Annotated in this window: 22 protein-coding genes; 4 read left to right on the plus strand and 18 right to left on the minus strand. The window is 47.4% G+C overall.

Going from position 1 to position 17,946, the window contains the following annotated elements; genetic code table 11:
• Positions 1-105: 105 nt before the first annotated feature.
• From GXP69_RS02775 to GXP69_RS02785, 3 genes are all read right to left on the minus strand, one after another.
• Positions 106-717 (minus strand): hypothetical protein, encoded by a 612-nt coding sequence (locus tag GXP69_RS02775; protein WP_163912095.1) that lies wholly within the window; start codon positions 715-717, stop codon positions 106-108.
• Between the two features lie 11 nt (positions 718-728).
• On the minus strand, positions 729-956 hold the full coding sequence (locus tag GXP69_RS02780) for a hypothetical protein (protein WP_163912098.1): 228 nt from the start codon (positions 954-956) through the stop codon (positions 729-731).
• 88 nt (positions 957-1,044) lie between these two features.
• Entirely contained in the window at positions 1,045-1,551 is a 507-nt protein-coding gene (locus GXP69_RS02785) for a PaaI family thioesterase (RefSeq protein WP_235925536.1), read from the minus strand.
• A gap of 240 nt (positions 1,552-1,791) precedes the next feature.
• On the opposite strand from GXP69_RS02785, the gene GXP69_RS02790 reads away from it, so the two are divergent.
• Positions 1,792-2,532: a T9SS type A sorting domain-containing protein gene (locus GXP69_RS02790; protein ID WP_163912101.1), complete on the plus strand. Its 741-nt coding sequence runs from the start codon at positions 1,792-1,794 to the stop codon at positions 2,530-2,532.
• 55 nt (positions 2,533-2,587) lie between these two features.
• On the opposite strand, the gene GXP69_RS02795 is transcribed toward GXP69_RS02790, so the two are convergent.
• From GXP69_RS02795 to GXP69_RS02815, 5 genes are all read right to left on the minus strand, one after another.
• Positions 2,588-3,430 (minus strand): geranylgeranylglycerol-phosphate geranylgeranyltransferase, encoded by an 843-nt coding sequence (locus GXP69_RS02795; protein ID WP_163912104.1) that lies wholly within the window; start codon positions 3,428-3,430, stop codon positions 2,588-2,590.
• A 128-nt stretch (positions 3,431-3,558) separates the two neighbouring features.
• Complete coding sequence (locus tag GXP69_RS02800; protein WP_163912107.1) at positions 3,559-3,753, minus strand: cold-shock protein; 195 nt, start codon at positions 3,751-3,753, stop codon at positions 3,559-3,561.
• Between the two features lie 118 nt (positions 3,754-3,871).
• Positions 3,872-4,369, minus strand: a complete 498-nt coding sequence (locus GXP69_RS02805) for a KdsC family phosphatase (protein WP_163912110.1) — start codon at positions 4,367-4,369, stop codon at positions 3,872-3,874.
• 91 nt (positions 4,370-4,460) lie between these two features.
• Complete coding sequence (gene iscX / locus GXP69_RS02810; RefSeq protein WP_163912113.1) at positions 4,461-4,697, minus strand: Fe-S cluster assembly protein IscX; 237 nt, start codon at positions 4,695-4,697, stop codon at positions 4,461-4,463.
• A gap of 114 nt (positions 4,698-4,811) precedes the next feature.
• The gene (locus GXP69_RS02815) at positions 4,812-5,141 is read right to left on the minus strand and encodes a 2Fe-2S iron-sulfur cluster-binding protein (RefSeq protein WP_163912117.1); all 330 of its coding nucleotides are present in this window, start codon (positions 5,139-5,141) and stop codon (positions 4,812-4,814) included.
• 190 nt (positions 5,142-5,331) lie between these two features.
• Here GXP69_RS02815 and GXP69_RS02820 point away from each other — a divergent pair, with 190 nt between their 5' ends.
• On the plus strand, positions 5,332-6,405 hold the full coding sequence (locus GXP69_RS02820; protein ID WP_317164555.1) for a dipeptidase: 1,074 nt from the start codon (positions 5,332-5,334) through the stop codon (positions 6,403-6,405).
• A 217-nt stretch (positions 6,406-6,622) separates the two neighbouring features.
• Positions 6,623-7,276, plus strand: a complete 654-nt coding sequence (locus GXP69_RS02825; protein WP_163912120.1) for a hypothetical protein — start codon at positions 6,623-6,625, stop codon at positions 7,274-7,276.
• An 8-nt stretch (positions 7,277-7,284) separates the two neighbouring features.
• Here GXP69_RS02825 and GXP69_RS02830 read toward each other — a convergent pair whose 3' ends face one another.
• The 4 genes from GXP69_RS02830 to GXP69_RS02845 form a co-directional block, all read right to left on the minus strand.
• Positions 7,285-7,842, minus strand: coding sequence for a DUF4142 domain-containing protein (locus tag GXP69_RS02830; RefSeq protein WP_163912122.1), 558 nt, complete (start codon positions 7,840-7,842; stop codon positions 7,285-7,287).
• A 105-nt stretch (positions 7,843-7,947) separates the two neighbouring features.
• On the minus strand, positions 7,948-10,266 hold the full coding sequence (locus tag GXP69_RS02835; protein ID WP_163912124.1) for a M20/M25/M40 family metallo-hydrolase: 2,319 nt from the start codon (positions 10,264-10,266) through the stop codon (positions 7,948-7,950).
• Positions 10,267-10,420: 154 nt separating this feature from the next.
• On the minus strand, positions 10,421-11,188 hold the full coding sequence (locus tag GXP69_RS02840; protein WP_163912127.1) for a TerC family protein: 768 nt from the start codon (positions 11,186-11,188) through the stop codon (positions 10,421-10,423).
• Between the two features lie 168 nt (positions 11,189-11,356).
• Positions 11,357-11,854, minus strand: coding sequence for a YajQ family cyclic di-GMP-binding protein (locus GXP69_RS02845; RefSeq protein WP_163912129.1), 498 nt, complete (start codon positions 11,852-11,854; stop codon positions 11,357-11,359).
• Positions 11,855-12,247: 393 nt separating this feature from the next.
• Between GXP69_RS02845 and GXP69_RS02850 the strand changes: the two genes are divergently transcribed.
• Entirely contained in the window at positions 12,248-12,679 is a 432-nt protein-coding gene (locus GXP69_RS02850; RefSeq protein WP_163912131.1) for a GNAT family N-acetyltransferase, read from the plus strand.
• Between the two features lie 8 nt (positions 12,680-12,687).
• Here GXP69_RS02850 and GXP69_RS02855 read toward each other — a convergent pair whose 3' ends face one another.
• The 6 genes from GXP69_RS02855 to GXP69_RS02880 form a co-directional block, all read right to left on the minus strand.
• On the minus strand, positions 12,688-13,173 hold the full coding sequence (locus GXP69_RS02855; protein ID WP_163912133.1) for a hypothetical protein: 486 nt from the start codon (positions 13,171-13,173) through the stop codon (positions 12,688-12,690).
• A 10-nt stretch (positions 13,174-13,183) separates the two neighbouring features.
• Positions 13,184-13,687, minus strand: coding sequence for a GDYXXLXY domain-containing protein (locus GXP69_RS02860; protein ID WP_163912135.1), 504 nt, complete (start codon positions 13,685-13,687; stop codon positions 13,184-13,186).
• Complete coding sequence (locus GXP69_RS02865; RefSeq protein WP_163912137.1) at positions 13,677-14,753, minus strand: DUF4401 domain-containing protein; 1,077 nt, start codon at positions 14,751-14,753, stop codon at positions 13,677-13,679. The genes GXP69_RS02860 and GXP69_RS02865 overlap by 11 nt, the downstream gene beginning before the upstream one ends.
• Complete coding sequence (locus tag GXP69_RS02870) at positions 14,737-15,705, minus strand: DUF2157 domain-containing protein (protein WP_163912140.1); 969 nt, start codon at positions 15,703-15,705, stop codon at positions 14,737-14,739. The genes GXP69_RS02865 and GXP69_RS02870 overlap by 17 nt, the downstream gene beginning before the upstream one ends.
• Positions 15,706-15,980: 275 nt before the next feature.
• Positions 15,981-16,505 carry a DUF2911 domain-containing protein gene (locus GXP69_RS02875; RefSeq protein WP_163912143.1) on the minus strand — a complete coding sequence of 175 codons (525 nt, stop codon included), beginning with the start codon at positions 16,503-16,505 and terminating at the stop codon, positions 15,981-15,983.
• 162 nt (positions 16,506-16,667) lie between these two features.
• Positions 16,668-17,906 (minus strand): alpha/beta fold hydrolase, encoded by a 1,239-nt coding sequence (locus GXP69_RS02880; protein ID WP_163912146.1) that lies wholly within the window; start codon positions 17,904-17,906, stop codon positions 16,668-16,670.
• Positions 17,907-17,946: the final 40 nt, after the last annotated feature.

The raw sequence follows: 17,946 nt of genomic DNA on the forward strand, positions 1-17,946 counted from the left end.
GTCTATTGTATATGCACGCTACTATAGTTAAAAAAGAATTCTACTCCTGCTATACAAGCTAACTATAGTTGATAGCAGGAGTAGCATATTAAGGGGAACTATAGTTTACTCCACTACCGGAACCGAAACCAGTACTTTGGCGGCGTTCAACTTCTCTTCCAGGGTTTGAATCGCTTTTTCGGTTCGGGTTGCTGTTGCCTTTTTCTCGTTGTACTCGGCATCGGTAATGGTGCCGGCTTTTCTGCGGCGCTCCAGTTCTTCCAGGGCACGGCTCAGGCGGCCTCTTGCTTCGGTTACTTTTTCATCGCCGTTGGTTACTGTCTCTTGCAGCACCTGGTGTTTCTGCTGGCTGTTCAGTTTAGCCGATGCCGCTCTGGCTTGCCCGAATTCGCGTCCGCTCAGCTCGCCTTTGTTTTTACCATAGGCCTTGCCATTGTTTTCTTTATCGGCTTTCTCTGGCTTGTGCTGGCCGTTATTTTTTTCTTTGTTCTTTTCGTTTTCAGCCTTTCCTTTCTCCTTTTGCTCTTTCACCATGTCGCGCAGGCGCTGCGGGCGGTTGTGTTCGCGGTTAGCTTTATCATCAGCTTTCTCGGGTTTGCCCTGGCTAGCAGCTTCCTTGTTATTATTGCTGTTGCCCTGTGCAAATGCAGCTGGTAAAGCGCCACTCAAGCTAAGAGCTATAGTTAGTGCCCAGGCATAGATGTTATTCTTGTTCATAGTTCCGGCTTTTAGATCTCACTTAATAAAGAGTCAACTTCAGCTTGCGCGCGCTCGATCTCGAGGGTTGCCTTGTCCAGTTCGGCTTCCATTGCGGCAGAGTCGGCAGCAACATTGGTTACCCCAGTGGTTTCCACTTCGGCCGGGGTTGCGGTTTGCTGTGTTTCGGTTGTGGTTTCGGTACAGCTGGCAGTAAAAAGAGTAACAGCCAAAGCCATAAAGAGTAGTTTCTTCATCATGTTCGGGAGAATAGTTAAGTAAATACCTTAAAGGTAATTGTTTGGTCAGCAACAAAAATAGGAAAAAGGGTATTTATGGCAGCAGTGCTTATGCCGTTAGCTTGCTCTTTGCCTTCAGCGACCAGGTAAACCTGAACTCTGCTACAATATCGCCCTTTTCATCTGTTCCCAGGCTGGTCGCTATTACGGTTACACCTTCTCCGGTGCGCTTTGTCTCTTCAGCTGCCTCATGTATCCGGCGACCGTCTTCACATCTGAATGTTATTTTGCCCACGGCTTTTTTGGTAAAGTCAGCGTCCATGTGCACTACCAGCATCGATACGGCCGGGTCCGCCTTGTAAGTGTGCATCATACAGAGCACCCCGGTAGAGAGCTCGGCAGCCATGCTCAGGCAGGCAAAATAGATAGAATTAAACGGGTTTTTGTTCAGGTACTTGTAGGCTATAGTTACAGCAGCCCGCTCGTTGGTAAGTGCAGTTACGCGCAGGCCGGCTATATAAGCCATAGGCAGCTTGTAGAGCATAAACAGCCGGAACTTAGTGGGGTTTGATACCAGCCTCCTGAATTGTTCTGCCATTAATTTGCTATTGCTCATAAGGTGCCGTTTTCTAACTCTGACACTGTCTTGTTACTAGGTGTTTACTTATAGTTGTAACTATAGTTTAGCATGGCAGCCAGTAAAAATCAGGCTTCACACACAGCGTGTTATCTTGCTATTGCTATAAAATGATATGGTTATATAGCCAAAAAAAAATTTTACCGTATAAGGTTTACTACAAGCTAATAAAACTAAAAATTTATAACCACTTTTTATAGTTTAAATATTCATTAAACCATGAAAAAACTTCTACGTGCTCAAATTGCTCTTTTTGCATTTATACTATTACCACTGGCAGGATTTAGCCAGGCCGTTAATGAGCCTGGAATAAATAGTACGCTTGATAACCCGGATGTGAATGTGGTAGTGAACCAGGAAATATTCTATGACCTGTTTGTAGATGCACGCGACAGAGCCGGTGAGGTGATGGCCATCCGCATAAAACTTGAAAATCCGGAGCAGCGCCAGTACATCACAATGCATTACACTATTGACCCAGACAGAAATAGCCCGACAACGCCTGATTTTAAGCCACTTACCTTTAATGAAGAAGGCATTGGATACATCGGCGCGGCAGAAGGTGCTCCGTTAAAAGATTATTCCATCATCATCAGGGCTACGTTTACACAGGCTGGCCGCTACAGTTACCGCCTGCAGTTAGAGCGCAACGACCTGAACATTATGGCCGATAACCTGGAACTGGTTAAAGTATCGTCTACAACAGGTATTGATGATATGATAGAGAATACGCGTATTATGGCTTACCCAACTGTTTCTGAAGGCACAGTAAACCTAGACTTAGGGCAGGTGCGCAATGCCGATGTGCAGATTGTGGATATGCTGGGCCGTACGGTTTACAGTGCATCAAAAGTAAGCGGTCTTACAACCATTGATACGCACAAAATGGGCAAAGGCCTGTACATTATAAAAGTGGTGAAAGGAAACGACGCCGCTGCCATGCGCTTTATAGTTAAATAATCTGCCGATTTATAGTTAGGAAAACGCCCGGTCTGCAAAGGTCGGGCGTTTTTTGTTACACCAGCAGCATAGAGAGTATGCCCGTAAGCATTATGAATTTATTCAGGTTGCTGAGGTAGGTAAAGTCGCGTTTGCGGTCTGCGCGGGCCAGTTTTATAGTTAGCCAGATGGCGGGAGCCAGCACCAGAAGCAGCATGTACACATCAAGCCATAGTATCGTGCGCGGATGCACCACCACTACCAGCAAAAACACAAGAAAAATCGCAATAATCGGGTAAAGTACCAGCTTCGCATTCCGGATACCCATTACAATTGGCAGGGTCCGGCAATCAAAGGAAGCATCGCCCTTCATGTCTTCCATGTCCTTTATAATTTCCCTTATCAACGAGATCAGGAAGGCAAACAGCGCATAGCCCAGCGTAATCCGGTTCAGGGTGTCGGCGTACACTGCTACAATCAGCAGCATGCTGGCCGATAAAAGCGCCACTACCACGTTACCAACCAGGGGCAGTTTTTTAAGCCTTGCCGAGTAGCCCCAGAGCAGCAGCACAGCTCCCAGGTTGATAAGACCAACAGGGATAGACAGCCAGAACCCAAGTAATACCCCTATCACAGAAAATACCAGGTGTGTAAACATAGCTGGCCTGCGCCGGATGGCTGTACCTACCACTAATCGCCCGGGTTTGTTAATGGCGTCTATCTTCACATCATAATAATCGTTGATGATGTAGCCGGCCGCTGCAATAAGAACCGTGGAAAGCGACAGCAACAAAAACCCTGGCTCCAGCACCCTGCCCCAGTTTATGTTACCAGACAGCAGGCATGCCTGTGCTAATGCCTGGCTCAGTATAATCAGGATCAGGTTCGGGAAACGGATAAGGTTTAAAAATGCTCTCACAAACAGTAACTATAGTTAGTGCAAAGGTACGCCACATAAGCCTGATGCACAAAAGCAGGTGCGCAACCATAAAAAAAGCTCCTGCGGGGAGCAGGAGCTTTTTCTGTAACTGTAAAGTATATCCGTAATTAGATTCTTTTCACGTTTACAGCATTGATTCCTTTCTTGCCTTCCTGCGTATCAAACGTTACGCGGTCGTTCTGCTGGATCTGCAACCCATTCAGGCCGGTTACATGCACAAAGAAATCTTCATTTGTTTCGTCTTCAGTGATAAAACCAAAACCTTTAGACTCAATAAAGAACTTTACTTTTCCTGTTTTCATAAAGAATTAATTATTGTAATAAAATAAAATTGATGTAAAGATAAAATTAATTTATATATATACAACTTTAGATAATAAAAATTTTGCCTTTTAATCTAAAAAAAGTCTAAGTCTGGTTTTACCACGTATCCTGTGCTTTCATGATCTGCTCAATCAGTTCTCTGACAGCGCCTTTGCCGCCGTCTTTGGTAGCTATGAACGTGCTGATTTCCCGGATATCGTCGGCTGCATCAGCAGGGCAGGCGCGCAGGCCGCAGCGCTGCATTACTTCCAGGTCCGGCATGTCGTCGCCCATGTAAGCTACTGTAGCCGGATGGATGCCCTGCAGGTACAGGTAATCTTCAAAAACCTCTACTTTATCTTCAGCGCCCAGGTAAATATCCTCAATACCAAGGTCTTCCAGGCGATTACGTACGCCCGGTTCGTTCTTCCCGGAAATAATGGCTACACGGTACCCCTGCCGGATGGCATGTTTAATGGCAAAACCATCTTTGATGTTGAAAGCGCGCACCTGTTCGCCGTCGGCAAACACATATAGAAAACCATCGGTCAGTACGCCATCCACATCAAAAATAAAAGTATTAATGCGGGAAAGGTCTGTTTGAGTGATCGACATAAGCTTTGAAAACAAAAAAAGGTTCTTAAATAAGAACCTTTAAATGTATAGAAAATATTTAATATTTATATAGCCAGCACGGTTTTATGTACTAGTCCTGGTTGTCGCGCCATTCGTAAACCCAGGCAGCCTGAATTTGCTCCAGGTGGCCTTCGTTGGCCTGTTCGCGTGTGCCTGCAAAGTTAGGCAGCGACAGTACCCAGTCCAGCAGTTCGGTAAAGCGGATGCGGTAAATCTTTGATTCATTGAAGTCATCACCGAACTTCTCATAAAGCGCCATGGCTATGTCTTCGTAATCGTTCCAGTGTATTGGTGGCTCGTAGCTCATATCTTTTTCAGTAATCAGTTAACAATTTACAGGAAACAATAAGCAGCTGGCAGTAAACAAATTTCATTCTTAACTATAGTCTGGTAACTGTTTACTGCTAACTGGCAACTGTTATTAGTGGCCCAGGAAATCCTGAGGTGGTATGGTTACTACAACATCTTCGTTGCCCTGCACCACACACTGGCAACCCAGCCGGGAGTTAATGCGCGGGTCTATGGCACGGTCAATGTAATCTTCTTCTTTGTCAGAAATCTCTGGCAGGTCATCCATGCCGGCTTCTATGTACACGTGGCAGGTGCTGCAGCCGCACACGCCACCACAGTTATGCTGTAGTTTTATGTCGTTGTTCAGGGCTACATCCAGTATCGATTCCCCTTCTACGGCAGGGTGCATCTGGTCCGGAGAGCCGTCAGCAAACTTAAATGTTATATTTACAACTTTCATTTTTCTAATCTGTAATGAGGGTGCAAAGTTATGAAACCGGCATCCCTAATCAAAGTTATAAATATTTTGAGTTTTGCCGCACTGGTTACTGTCTGTATAATTTGCGCAGGCAGTTTTATTTATTTCTATAGTTGGCAGGTACGGACTATAGTTGCTTATACCAGCCTGGCAGCTCCAGAAATAGCTGAAATTGCCTACCTTAAAAGCACCAGACACAAACCTGTTAATTAACCGTAATAAAGCGAAACGACACACCATGCAAACACCTGCCACTTTACCCATTATAGACCTGCACTGCGACCTGCTGGTATACCTGACCGATGTGCCGGGTGCCATGCAGGACAACATAGACGAAATTGGCTGCGCACTGCCATCGCTTACACAGGGGAATGTAAAACTACAGGTAATGGCAATTTACTGCCCCACCAAAGCGGGTAGTACCGTTTACTCCAAAAAGCAGAGCGAAGCCTACAAGTTGCTGGCCGAAGCCGACAATTGCCTTACACCGGTCAAGAATATACAGGAGTTGCAACAGGCCCTGAAAGCTGATACCACCGGTATGGTGGCTGCCATCGAAAATGCCTCTGGTTTTTGTGAGGAGGACGAGCCGCTGGAAGATGGTTTTAAAAAGCTGGAAAAGATTATAGAAGATACCGGCCAGCTGCTTTACATCAGCATGACCCATAGTTTGGCAAACCGCTTTGGCGGCGGAAACGCAACTACGCAAGGCATTACCCGCGATGGCAAGATGCTGCTCGACTACATGCACGGCCGCCGAATCGCCATCGACATGTCGCATACAAGCGATGCCCTGGCTTTTGATATTCTGGAGCATATAGATAAAGAAAAGCTGGATGTACCGGTTATTGCCAGCCATTCCAATTTCAGGGCGCTGTGGCAGCACGAACGTAACCTGCCCGATGAGTTGGTGCAGGAGATCATCCGCAGGCAAGGGCTGATCGGGGTAAATTTCCTGCGCTCTTTCCTGAATACTGATAACCCCGATGCCATTCTGGACCATATTGCCTATGGGTTTGCCAATGGCGCAGAAAACAACATCTGTTTTGGGGCGGATTATTTTTATACTGCCGATGAGAAGGATGCCAGCCGCCTGCCATTCTACTTTCCCGATCTGTTGCACGCCGGCGTAAGCTATAGTTATATTCTGAACCGGCTACGCGAACGCCTGAATGTAAACCAGTTGGAACAGCTGGCTTACCGTAATGCCCTGCAGTTTGTAGAGCGCATCTGGGCTGGCATATAAGCGACTTCACCGGTTTCGTTTACTAAATTGTTTTGACCGTTATAAAAAACGCAAGCGGTTATATATCAAATAATTATAAGCATACGTTTAAATATTATATCCCCCTTTACCAAGATTTATATATAGAAACGCTGCCATATCTCCGGAAATGCCGTATACGCAAAAAAGCCTTTAGCCATGCCCTAAAATGAGTTTAGAACACTAAGCCGATTCCGCCATGGATGCTCCGGAATATACGCCGAACTACATTCAGATAAATGAACTATACATCGATACAGTAGTGATCGATGATACGGAGTTTATAACGCTCTGGTGCTTTACCATGCTCGACGATGAGTATAAATTCATTTACCTGGGCTGCGACTTTACTCAGTTTAACCAGATTCTGATTGCCGCCGGCGAGAAGGGCAAGGAAATGGCACTCCACATGGCCGACATCCTTAACAGACCCTACGAAACCCCGACCCTTATTCCTATAAAAGAACGGTTCGATGAGTACCTGGAGCTACTCGGCTTTGATATTATAGTTTACGAACCCCTGGCCGTAGAAGAAGACCTGGACCTGGATGATGATGAAGACACGCCAATTGAAGAGCTTTTTGGTGCACGCCAGAACAAAACATCACAGAAATACCTGATCTACCAGTTAGATAAACTGTACCCATCCAAAATTTTTGAACCAGAAAAGTTATCAAAAGAAAAGCTGACCGAATGCTTTGAAGACGACTCGCTGGAAATGGCCCAACTCTACTATGATTACCTCAACGCGATTGAAAACGGCTATACCGAGTGCGAGGCCCGTCAGGTGGCAGGTTTGGAACGCGATCTTTTTTTCAGGATGGCCCGTAAGGCTGCCGAACTCTGGAGCTAAACTATAACTCACTTTCCTGTAGTAACCGAATCGATGGCCGCATAACCTGATTGCTGGCTGCGCAGCCTGTTGCGCATGGTGTTTAACCAAATCCTTAGGGCTGGGTCTTCTGTTTCTGTGAGCGCCTCCTGGTAGCGACTGAGCTGCGAGTTGCTGCTTTGCTGCAGATAATTCAGGTAGCGTGTTTTAAACTCCTCTTGATCCAATAATCTAAATTCTGCTATAGTTGCCTTGTCGGCGCCTGAGAGGCTGTCCGGGAGTTGTATGTGCTCATATTTTTGCGCGATTTTGCGGAGCCTGCCCAAGGCAAAACTATGCAGCTGGTAAGCGCTGTCGGCGAGGGTTACCAACTGCGAGTCGGGTGTTTTCTGGCGGGCTAACAGGCTAAGTTCTGTCTGCAGCATATTGGTGCTGATGGCGTAATCCCAGAACATAGGGCTGGGCTCGGTCTTGTCTATCGTATTGGTTACTTCGCTGGTTCTGCTTTCGGCGTTGGGCTCGTTGCAGCCAAAAGCAAGCAGGATGATAAGGCTGAGCGCAAATGTTAGAATCTTATCTGTGATCATAGTCTGGTCGCAGGATTTTAACTTCTATTCTACGTGTTTCAGCGGGTAGGTTTAGCTTTTAAACAACTCTCCGTAATAATCCAGTTACACCTTTAAAAGCTATAGTTAGAAATCGTATCGTTTCCGGACGACGGTTACATTACTTTCGCGGCCTTGGTCGGGTGCAATGTATGGTGGCATTGGTTGTTTGATAAGCTCCTGCGGGAGTGATAACGTGTGGTCGTAAAGCAATAGGTGCAGCGGTACATCTTTTTGCAGGCGTATGTCCAACTCGGCGTCTTTGGTCACGGGTAAACCATAGTAGCGGTAATGGTACACAGGGCCGGAAGACGCAGGAATGGAGGTGAGGGGCAATGTTTTTTTGTTAAGTGCAATGTGGCTGATTGCATCCGGAGCATCAAGCTGAACTATAAACTCGAGATGAGCAGCCTGGCGTGGCGAGTAGAGGCGCAACCGAAGAACCCGCTCTTCACCGGCAACAGAATCGGAAAGAACCTGAACTATAGGCGGAGCAAGAGCAAGTGGCGCAGCCTCGTTTTTGAGTTGTGGGCGCTGGGCATGCGGGTATAGTTCAGTCAGAGGATGTATCTGTGCATTTGTAAAGAACTGCTTCTTCCAGTCATCCAGATATGCTGAAGACGATACCCAGAACGCTTTCCCGGCATCCGCATCAAGATAATAAGCTACCTGGCTATGTAGTGGTCTTGCGGAAGTTGGCTTTTCTGCTTCTATAGCACGGGCTACCTGCAGCATGCCGGCAGCCAGCAGTACCAAAGGCAGTAATGGCACCACGCGCCAACTATAGCTTCGCTCTATAATCATGAGCAGCGGCAGTAGCAGCCCAAGTAGCAACACCAACAAGGCAATAGCACCAACCGGCAACTGCAGGCTAAAGGCCACGAACACGACATATATTATGGGCATGTAGATGAAAATGGCCGGGATAGCAGCAACAAGAAGTATAAAAGCAAAGCGCCAGTTGCCTTCAGGTTGATCATGCAGGTCTTGCAACAGTACCAGTAGCATACCAACCATACCAAACAACAACGGGAAAAGCAGCAGATAGGTAGCAGCCGGAATCAGCAGCGCCATGGCTATAGTTAGCGCAAATTGAAATACAAATACGCCAAGCAACAGCGCCGGCAACCGCAGCCATCGTAACACAAGCCAGCTTAGCAACATGAACAGACCCAGCGCCAGTAACAGGTAAGCAATAAAAAACTCATCGGAACTATAGATGCCATTGTGGCCGGGCGAAAAGGGCATTAGTTTTAAAACGAACCGGTTTAAGGGAATAAACGAGCCCACGACTATCAGCAATAACAACAGGTAAAGCCCCGTGCCGGCAAGAACTTGCCACCATGTAACGACGTTTTTGCGCACAGCTGTTTTTAGTGTAACCATCAGTAGTAGAGCCGCCACCGCCACAAAGAGCACATTTAAACCAACCGGATACTGCACTACCCAGCCATTGATGAAGTTGAAAAATACTGTATCGCGGGCTTTGGTGTTGGACAGGTCTAGGTTGCCGAAGTGCTGCACTAAAGCCAGCATGTTGCTGCCGTGGTGTTGCAGGCTGCCCTGGTTAAGGTTTTCCGGAGAATCGGAGAGTTTGTGGTAGTGTACAAAGCCATCTATAAAGGCAGAGTTCAGTCCTGTGTAGCCGGCATCCTTAAAAATGGTGAAGTCGGTGTCGTTGGGCATGCGGCTGTATATTTCGTAAGCCAGCGAACTCACAAATGGGTAAGGTGCCGCTTTTATAAAATGTTTTGCTACCCAGCCGTTCTGTGGGCTCAGCTCAAAGGTCATGCTGGGTCCTCTGTTGCCGCGCGCTTCCACGTTCAACACCAGCGCTACGTCTTTTGCCCAGGGGTGCTCCATAAAAGCTCTTGCTCCAAACAAACCATACTCTTCTCCATCAGTTAGCAGCACAATTAGGTCCTGCTGCAGCGGGCCGGTGTGCTGCAGGGCGCGTACCGTTTCCAGTATAGCAGCTACCCCTGCGCCATCGTCACCGGCGCCCAGTGTGTTGGGTTGCGAGTCGTAGTGGGCCATTAACAGGATGGCCTGCCTGCCATTGCCTGTTCCCTTTATCCGGCCAAGTAAATTGTAAACATAACCGGCATTCACTACAGTGCCTTGCTCGTTTACTGCCATTGCCTCCTGTACCTGCGGGTTCAAGCCCAGTTCCTGCATTTGTTCCAGTAGGTAAGCCCTTACACGGGCATGTTCGGAAGTGCCCATGGCATGCGGGGCCTTTGCTATTTGGCGCACGTGCTGCATGGCCCGCTCAGCCGAAAAATCTGTAGCAGGAGCAGTAGCCGGAGCCGGGTTGGGAGGCATCAGCAGGAAAATGCTGAGCAGCGCAAGACCAACTATAGCAAGGAGCAGGAAAACGGCGATGGCAGTGTGGCGGAATGTCATGGGCAACAGTGGGTTATACACTATATGGCAACCTCCTAATATAACAGATAAACTGATATGTTGTGCTTGTTAGTGATATTGGCTACAAAAAAAGCGGCACCCCTTTCTGCAGGAAATGCCGCCTTTGAAATGAACAAAATGAACAGGAAAAATATTATTCTGTATCTACTAACTCGCTCTGGCGCAGGTGCACCGGGTCTGTTTTTTTGCGGAGCTTCTGGTTCAGCAGTTCTACCATCAGCGAGAAGAACATGGCAAAGTAAATGTAGCCTTTCGGAATTTCTACGTGGAAGGATTCAGCCACCAGCATCACCCCGATCATCAGCAGGAACGACAGCGCCAGCATTTTTACGGTTGGCCGTTTGTTCACAAAGTCACTCACGGCTTTCGAAAAAATCAGCATGATCACCATCGAAATGATAACCGCCACAATCATGATGCTTACATGGTTTACCAAGCCAACCGCCGTTAAAATGGAGTCGAAAGAGAACACAATGTCGATCAGGATGATCTGGATCAGCACCTTGCCCAGTGTAGCGGTCGGCTTCGAAGCTTCATGAGATTCTTCTTCGCCTTCCAGTTTGTTGTGTATCTCGGTAGTACTTTTAGCCAGCAGGAACAAACCACCGGCAAACAGGATCAGGTCCCTGATCGATACATCCAGCTCGTTTTCAGTGAACGGAAGGTTCAGCGTAAACAAAGGCTCTTTGGCTTGCACAATGTGACTGATAAACAGCAACAGGATTATCCGGAATACCAGCGCCAGCATCAGGCCTATGGTCCGGCCTTTTCCCTGCTGCTCTTTTGGCAGCCTGCTCACAATTATCGAAATAAAAACAATATTGTCGATGCCCAGCACCACCTCCATAAAGGTTAGCGTCAGCAGGCTTATCCAGGTATCCGGATTGGCGAAGATTTCCATAGTTACTTAATTGCTATTGTCTGTTGCTGTAGCAGCACTATAGTCTAAATGCTAGGTTCATACGGATTCAGGTAGAACTGGTATAGTCTCAAAGCCGATCTGTATGAAATACACCTAAAAGCTGGCTGCAACCAGGCAGCATACAAACAGTTTAGCGGGTAGTAACTATTAGCTTTTCATGTTCACGAATTGCAGTGGCATGCCTATTTCTTCAGAATTGCCACGCATCAGGGCAATCACGCTCTGCAAGTCGTCAATCTTTTTAGCGGTAACGCGAATGGTTTCATCCATGATGGCTGCCGACACTTTCAGTTTGCTGTCTTTTATCAGCTTCATGATCTTTTTAGAAGTTTCTTTGTCAATACCGGCCTTTACTTTAATGTCTTTTTTCATCATAGCCCCGGACTGGTAAGCCTCCTTCGAAAAATCGAGCGCGGTAGCATCAAGGCCCTGCTTCACCATTTTACTGATCAGAACGTCTTCAGTGTGTTGCACGCGCATGTCGTTTTCCATGGCAATGTTTACCACGCTGTTCTTCTTGTCGTATTCTATGCTGCCCTTGGTATCGCGGAAGTCGTAGCGGTTCATGATCTCTTTGCGGGCAACATTCACGGCGTTGTCCATAGTTTGCGGGTCTACCTTGCTTACAATGTCAAAAGATGCCATAGTTTTATAGTTATGCTTTAGAATCTGATTTACTTTCTTACTTCAACAAAGTTATTGTTAATTCCCGGATTGTTAAATTGTTGCCTTGCAGCGCGTAAATTGCCGACAGAAAAACAACTATAGCTGGGCAGCTTTTAAACTATAGTTCAGAAACTATAAATGAAGAATTACAGGTCTTTTGATCTTCGTCAAGAAATTCCTTTGTCAAAAGGCATTAGGCGTGCCGGCACAGCCGTCGGGCTCTCGCGGCTCGCTCTATAGTTGGTGCCCAAACTATAGGAGCTCAAACAACCGCTCCATCCCTCACGCAAGGGCAGTAAACAGTAAACAGTTATCAGTAAGCAATCAATACTAACAATCAACAATTTAACCATCAACAATCAAGCAACAGCCATGCACATTATAGAGCCCGCCACACCTGAAGAGTTTGAGCAGTACTATAACCTGCGCTACCTTACCCTGCGCCAGCCCTGGGAGCAACCAAAGGGCAGCGAGCTCGCCCCAGACGATGAAACCGCCATCCACGCCATGCTGGTAGATGAAACCGGCGAGGCCATTGGCGTTTGCCGGATGCACCTGCAGACCCACGAAGAGGCGCAGCTCCGGTTTATGGGCATTCACGAGCGCTGCCAGGGCAAAGGCCTGGGCAAACTGCTGCTAGACTATTTAGAAGACAAAGCCCGGAAAATGGGTGCTACCTACATGGTGCTGCAGGCCCGCGAAAAGGCAATCGGGTTTTATGAGCGAAATGGCTATAAAGTAGTAGAGAAAACGCACCTGCTTTTTGGCAGCATCCAGCACTACAAAATGGAAAAGCAACTCTAAACCAGGTGTTAGTAATACTTCATTTCGGTTAGGTCGCGTAGCTCTACCTGCAGGTCCTGTGCAATTTGTTCCATCTGTTGCATAGCCTTTTCCTTCGACTTTTGCTGTACAAGGTGCAGTTTTACGTTATAGGCAAGCTTCAGGTAGCCATCAAACTTTTCAAGCTGCTGCACCGACATCGATCCCCTGGATTCCATTGTTCGCCTATAGTTGTTCTTCTTTAAAAACAGGTATTCGAAGCTGGGTAAAGGCTGCCACTTTCCGAATGCCAGTCCGGCCAGGCTTACTGCTTCGCGGAAGGCTTTTTGTGACAGGTTAAACTCGGTTTGCCTGCGTGTAAAATGTGTTAGAAAACCAACGGGCAGCAAAGCCCAGGCAGCTATGGAGCCGTTTAACACCATTGTAATGCCCAACAGGGTGGTTAGCCAGCCGAAAAACCGGCCTCCGGCGCTAAAGTACTTCCCGGTAATGTAAGTGTGTAAAGTTTGTTGCATATGTACGTGGTTAGGGTTTGCGTTTTGGTTGCAGCAGTTGCCGGTTCTTGTCGTACAGGCCAATCAGGATGCTGTTGCCGGCTTCATCCACTTTCAGTCCGCCATACTCCGCAGTCTCAAAGGTTTTAGCCTGGCCTTCTTCAAAAAAGTACGACTCAGCTCCCAGGTTAATTGCCCAGTTGCCTTTGTTATAGTGCAGCAAAAGTTCGCCATCGTGCAGCGGTTCTTTTTCGGGTTGGTACCGTACCAGTTGCGCCACCTGCTGCGAGTCGAGTTTTAACACTGCATACCCGCGGCTTGGGAGCTCATGCAAGTCCGGTGTCTGGCTGATGGCGTAGCTCAGGCGCATGTAATCGCCCTGCATCAGCGAACGCGGATCAACTGGGGCGAGTTTCAGCAATACCAGTTCCCCGTTTTCCAGGGTATCTTCTTTCTGCATCACCGACCAGTTAAAAAGTGCCACCACTACCACCAGGTTTAACAGGATGATGATGGGCTTCAGGTTACGCTTCATGGCTTCGGATATAACGGTTTAGCAAGTATAAGGCTCCTAGAAACAGGCAGCCGGTAAGCACCAGAATGCCCGATTTTGCCAGCAGCGTGAGTTGCAGGTTATAGTAATACAGCACAATAAAGTAGCCCAGCGCCAGCAGGCCAACTATAAAACTGGTTCGGTGACCGATGTAAAAACTGGCTAAAACGATAAGCAGGGCTCCGGCTATGCCGGGGGTAAGTATAGTTGGAGCCAGCATAAGGCACAGGCAGGCATAAACTATAGTTTGCGTTTTAGGGTGTGTTACCCCGGCGTCCTGCATTACGCGGCGCAGTACTAAAAGCAGCGCCACAACTATGAGCAACGTGGATAGCCAGGTGTAACGAATTGCTTCATTTTCAAAATTCTGGTGCGATAAAAGGATGAGCACACCAATCAAGGTAAACACTGCACCCATGCGGAGCGATCCGTATAGTTTGTTCAACTTAGTATTTGCTGCAATCAGCCTTGCCTCGTTCAGGCTCAGGAATGTAAGAGCGGCTACGGCTAAGCCGGTAACTGCATGCACTAGCTCCGGGAGATTTAAATTATATGGTAAGCTTATCAGGCTGCCGCCCAGCACCAGCACCGACAGAAAAACCAGCACCGCACCCTCTGAGATAACTATAAAGGCAACTGCCACTGCAGCTAAGGTCAGTGCCAGCGCAAGATCGCTACCCAACTCCGATACACCCATCCCGAAAAGCAGGTAACCGGCAATATTCAGCGATATACTTACAGCACTCAGCAGCAAGTCGGTTCGCAGTCGGTTTAAAACCTCGGACCCAACTATAAAGCAGCCGCCAAAAATAAGCAGGGCAATGTTGGAGTTGTACAGGCCGGTAGCAAACAGGAAGCCCATAAAAAAGAGCGTAGCCAGGAAGCCGCCGAAGATCGTAAGCAGCTTTATGGGCAGGTTGGTGTAGAACGATGAACTATGCTGTACTTCGGCTTCAATTGCTGTGGCATTATAGGTAAAGCTGTCGCCTTCTTCCTGCGCTATAGTTTGCAGTACGCGCTGCAGTTTATCGTTACTGAACTGTGCCATGCCACTTGCGGTTAATGTGGATGATATTGCGGATAAGCAGCGTGATGCTTCCGATCACAAACAGGCTGGCAACCAGGAATATGACCATCGGGTCGGAGCCTGCCAGCCTTACAATGCCGGCGGCCACTACTATAATAATACTGAACGGGATTACGCTGAGGTAGAACAGGTCTCTAGTGCGCAGCCCGTGCCAGATGCCAGCCGAATATGTAACCGCAGCCAGCATAAAAAATAGACCATGATCTACCCCGAAGTTGTCGTACATTGCTACCACCATGCTCATGGTTATCGGCACAATGGCAGCCAGCGCCGTTATTCTTGGGAGCCATTTGTGCGTGCCTCGTATTATTTTGCGCCACGCCAGCACTTCCCAAACTATAGTTGCCACCGCATTTATCCCGAAAAGTATATTCACCACATAGTTGAACGGCATGCCGGTAACCACCTGGGTGTTGTATAGTATAAACGTGGTGTTGATGAGCGCCAGCAGGATAAGCCACAACGGCTGAAACCTCGAAAAAACGACCCACAGCACCACACTCATCGTCCAGCCCAGGAAAAAATCGTAGGCATTAGCACCGGTCTGGTAAATCTGCCCGAAAACGGCAAACATAACTCCGGTAAGCATAACACTGGCCGTAAGCAGTACATTTTTTACTGTTTTGCTCCGGTTACTGAAAACAGCTGCCAATGTAACTATAAGCAACAGCGCCTGCAGCAGCCCCAACTTCAGGAACTTGTGCATATCGGCCCAGTTGTAGGCAAAAAAGAACATCACGCCGGCAACTATAAAACTGCCGCCCAAACCCAGTAAAAACAACTGCAGAAACTTTATCCAGTCTTTGGTGCCGGCATACACTTTTTCTTTCCGGAGCCAGACAGCGATGCTTTCCCCGCGCCAGTTGCTGTGCCGGGCAATGGTGTAAACAAGATCGCGGGTGATTTTGAGCATGTATGTTAAATTGTTAAACTATAGTAATTTACGAAATCAGCTATAACCTATCCATTTCTCACCTCTAGAGCTTTTGCAGCACTTTGGTAAGCCGCCTTTGTTTGGCATCCTGTGTTATCTGAATTCAACCAGGGTTTGCTGGGTCAGACTACTTCACATAATGAATATAGTTTTCAATATAGTAAAATGCCTATACAAACTTGCTTCCGGACAATAAATAAAGCGGGAGCTGCCTGCTGGCAACTCCCGCTTTATAGTTTATAGTTGTAATTCGCTTATTTTTTAGCTGTAGTAATTTTTACAGGTACTTCCATATTTTCCCAGCTCAGCACCAGGCCCTGGTTATTCACGTCATATTTCAGGCGCTCGTTCATGCTGCTGGCTTTGCGTGGCGTAACCGTTACGCGCAGGGCATCCTGGCCTTCGTCGTACTGCGTGCCCCATTGCTTGGCTGTTTTGTTAAAGATCACGGTCCATTTATCTTCAGCAGGTATGGTGTAGAAACTATAGGTTCCGGCTGCCAGCGGCTTGCCTTCTACCATCACATCCTTGTCAAAAGTTACTGTAGTAGCCTCGTTGGCTCCTGAGCGCCATACTTTGCCATAAGGCACCAGTTCGCCCCAGATGGTGCGGCCTTTTACCGATGGGCTGCTATAGTTTACAGTTACGGTGGCATCACCTACTTTACCGGTTGCTGTAGTAGCTGGGCTTGCTTTTGGCTTCTGGTCCTGGGCCATCGCCGCTGTAGAAAATACAAGGGCCAGCATCATCATAAGGCTGAAAATACGCGTGTTCTTCATATTGTTTTACTTAAAGTGAAAATGGATAATGATTTTTTACAACAAAATATTACTACGCATTTAACGCCAAAGAGATATTCCAGCGTATAAAATTGCTGAACTATAGTTTGTATCATGCTTCATTTTCAAGTACAGATAATGGTTATGGAAGGTAAGCGCGGGCTATTTTGCCTTTTTTAACTGGCTGATCTTTTCCAGGTTATTGCGGCTGTTTTTGAGCGTAGAAGCATCGTTGGCGGCAGTAGCAAGCTCAATGGCTTTGTTAAACTGCTGTTCTGCCTGTTTCAGTTTTCCCTGTTGCATTAACGCTTCGCCGTAACTATCGAAAGCATTGGCAGACCCAGCATACTGGATGGTATTGTACTTGAATATCAGCGTTGCCACCACCATGCTTTGCGGGTTGCCGAGCTGCTTGTAGGCAATGGTGTTTATAGTTTGCTCACCAAAACCAGTGCTTTTCAGGGCATCAAAAACAAGCGCTTCGGCCTGCTTTTCTTTTCGCTTGCCAAGTAAAACCGAAGCCTGGTTCAGTTTTTCGCCCAGCACTGTCATTTTTGCTTCATGTTCCTGGCGTGCCTTTTGTTTGTTAGCTGCCTGCACTACCTGGTTTATGGCATTAATAACCAGTTCCGGCTCTTCCCTATGGATGTTATGCCCGCTGTTAGCCGTTACGAGATGGGCGCCGCTGGTAAACTGGCCAAAGAACTCGTTGTGTAGCTTCCGCCATACTTCCACGCCTTGTGGCTCGTGTAAAAACATTTCAGGGTTTGGTCTGTGCTGTACCGAAGTGAGTACCACAGCAGGTACCTGCGGTAATTTTCCAAAATCAGGCAGTGCGGCTTTATCGAAAAGCTGGTTGATCAGGTCGTTTTCCTTTTTGAACTTAGGGGGCATAAAACTGTTTTGCAGCTCCACATCTTTCAGGGCTTTGGCATGATCAACCTTTTTGAGCTCCTGCATCAGTTTTTCGTGCGCCGGATCGACAAAAACCAAACCTTTTACCTTGTCGGGGTTTAAAGCTGCATAGCCACGAATAATGAAAGCTCCATAAGAATGGCCTACTAAAATAAAAGGAGCCTTCAGATTAGCTTTTTCTATAAGAGAGCTCAGGTCCTGTATGGCTGCCTCCAGGGTTTGCGGTTTCGGGTTTGGTTCCGATTTGCCTGTGCTCGCTCTCGAATACAGCAGTACCTGGTTGGTGTTTACAATTTCGGTAGCCACATTGCCCCAAACCTTATAGTCTGTGCCGAAGCCGGATTCAAAAATAACAGTATACTCGCCTGTTCCGGCCTGTATCATCTCGAGGGAGTGGTCCCCGACGTTTACCATTTGTGTTTGCTGGGCAGTAGCAAGGGCCATATTCCCGAAGAAGAACAGCAGCAGTAGAATTCTCTTGATCATAGTTTTAATTTGTGCGTTGGATGGTAACAGGCTGGAATAA

It is taken from the genome of Pontibacter burrus, assembly GCF_010686685.1.
GTDB lineage: Bacteria > Bacteroidota > Bacteroidia > Cytophagales > Hymenobacteraceae > Pontibacter > Pontibacter burrus.

Bases quoted from the DNA above. Each gene is read 5' to 3' on its own strand.
- GXP69_RS02775 (WP_163912095.1), bottom strand. From the start codon at position 717: ATGAACAAGAATAACATCTATGCCTGGGCACTAACTATAGCTCTTAGC.
- GXP69_RS02780 (WP_163912098.1), bottom strand. From the start codon at position 956: ATGATGAAGAAACTACTCTTTATGGCTTTGGCTGTTACTCTTTTTACT.
- GXP69_RS02785 (WP_235925536.1), bottom strand. From the start codon at position 1,551: ATGAGCAATAGCAAATTAATGGCAGAACAATTCAGGAGGCTGGTATCA.
- GXP69_RS02790 (WP_163912101.1), top strand. From the start codon at position 1,792: ATGAAAAAACTTCTACGTGCTCAAATTGCTCTTTTTGCATTTATACTA.
- GXP69_RS02800 (WP_163912107.1), bottom strand. From the start codon at position 3,753: ATGAAAACAGGAAAAGTAAAGTTCTTTATTGAGTCTAAAGGTTTTGGT.
- GXP69_RS02805 (WP_163912110.1), bottom strand. From the start codon at position 4,369: ATGTCGATCACTCAAACAGACCTTTCCCGCATTAATACTTTTATTTTT.
- iscX (WP_163912113.1), bottom strand. From the start codon at position 4,697: ATGAGCTACGAGCCACCAATACACTGGAACGATTACGAAGACATAGCC.
- GXP69_RS02815 (WP_163912117.1), bottom strand. From the start codon at position 5,141: ATGAAAGTTGTAAATATAACATTTAAGTTTGCTGACGGCTCTCCGGAC.
- GXP69_RS02825 (WP_163912120.1), top strand. From the start codon at position 6,623: ATGGATGCTCCGGAATATACGCCGAACTACATTCAGATAAATGAACTA.
- GXP69_RS02830 (WP_163912122.1), bottom strand. From the start codon at position 7,842: ATGATCACAGATAAGATTCTAACATTTGCGCTCAGCCTTATCATCCTG.
- GXP69_RS02835 (WP_163912124.1), bottom strand. From the start codon at position 10,266: ATGACATTCCGCCACACTGCCATCGCCGTTTTCCTGCTCCTTGCTATA.
- GXP69_RS02840 (WP_163912127.1), bottom strand. From the start codon at position 11,188: ATGGAAATCTTCGCCAATCCGGATACCTGGATAAGCCTGCTGACGCTA.
- GXP69_RS02845 (WP_163912129.1), bottom strand. From the start codon at position 11,854: ATGGCATCTTTTGACATTGTAAGCAAGGTAGACCCGCAAACTATGGAC.
- GXP69_RS02850 (WP_163912131.1), top strand. From the start codon at position 12,248: ATGCACATTATAGAGCCCGCCACACCTGAAGAGTTTGAGCAGTACTAT.
- GXP69_RS02855 (WP_163912133.1), bottom strand. From the start codon at position 13,173: ATGCAACAAACTTTACACACTTACATTACCGGGAAGTACTTTAGCGCC.
- GXP69_RS02860 (WP_163912135.1), bottom strand. From the start codon at position 13,687: ATGAAGCGTAACCTGAAGCCCATCATCATCCTGTTAAACCTGGTGGTA.
- GXP69_RS02865 (WP_163912137.1), bottom strand. From the start codon at position 14,753: ATGGCACAGTTCAGTAACGATAAACTGCAGCGCGTACTGCAAACTATA.
- GXP69_RS02870 (WP_163912140.1), bottom strand. From the start codon at position 15,705: ATGCTCAAAATCACCCGCGATCTTGTTTACACCATTGCCCGGCACAGC.
- GXP69_RS02875 (WP_163912143.1), bottom strand. From the start codon at position 16,505: ATGAAGAACACGCGTATTTTCAGCCTTATGATGATGCTGGCCCTTGTA.
- GXP69_RS02880 (WP_163912146.1), bottom strand. From the start codon at position 17,906: ATGATCAAGAGAATTCTACTGCTGCTGTTCTTCTTCGGGAATATGGCC.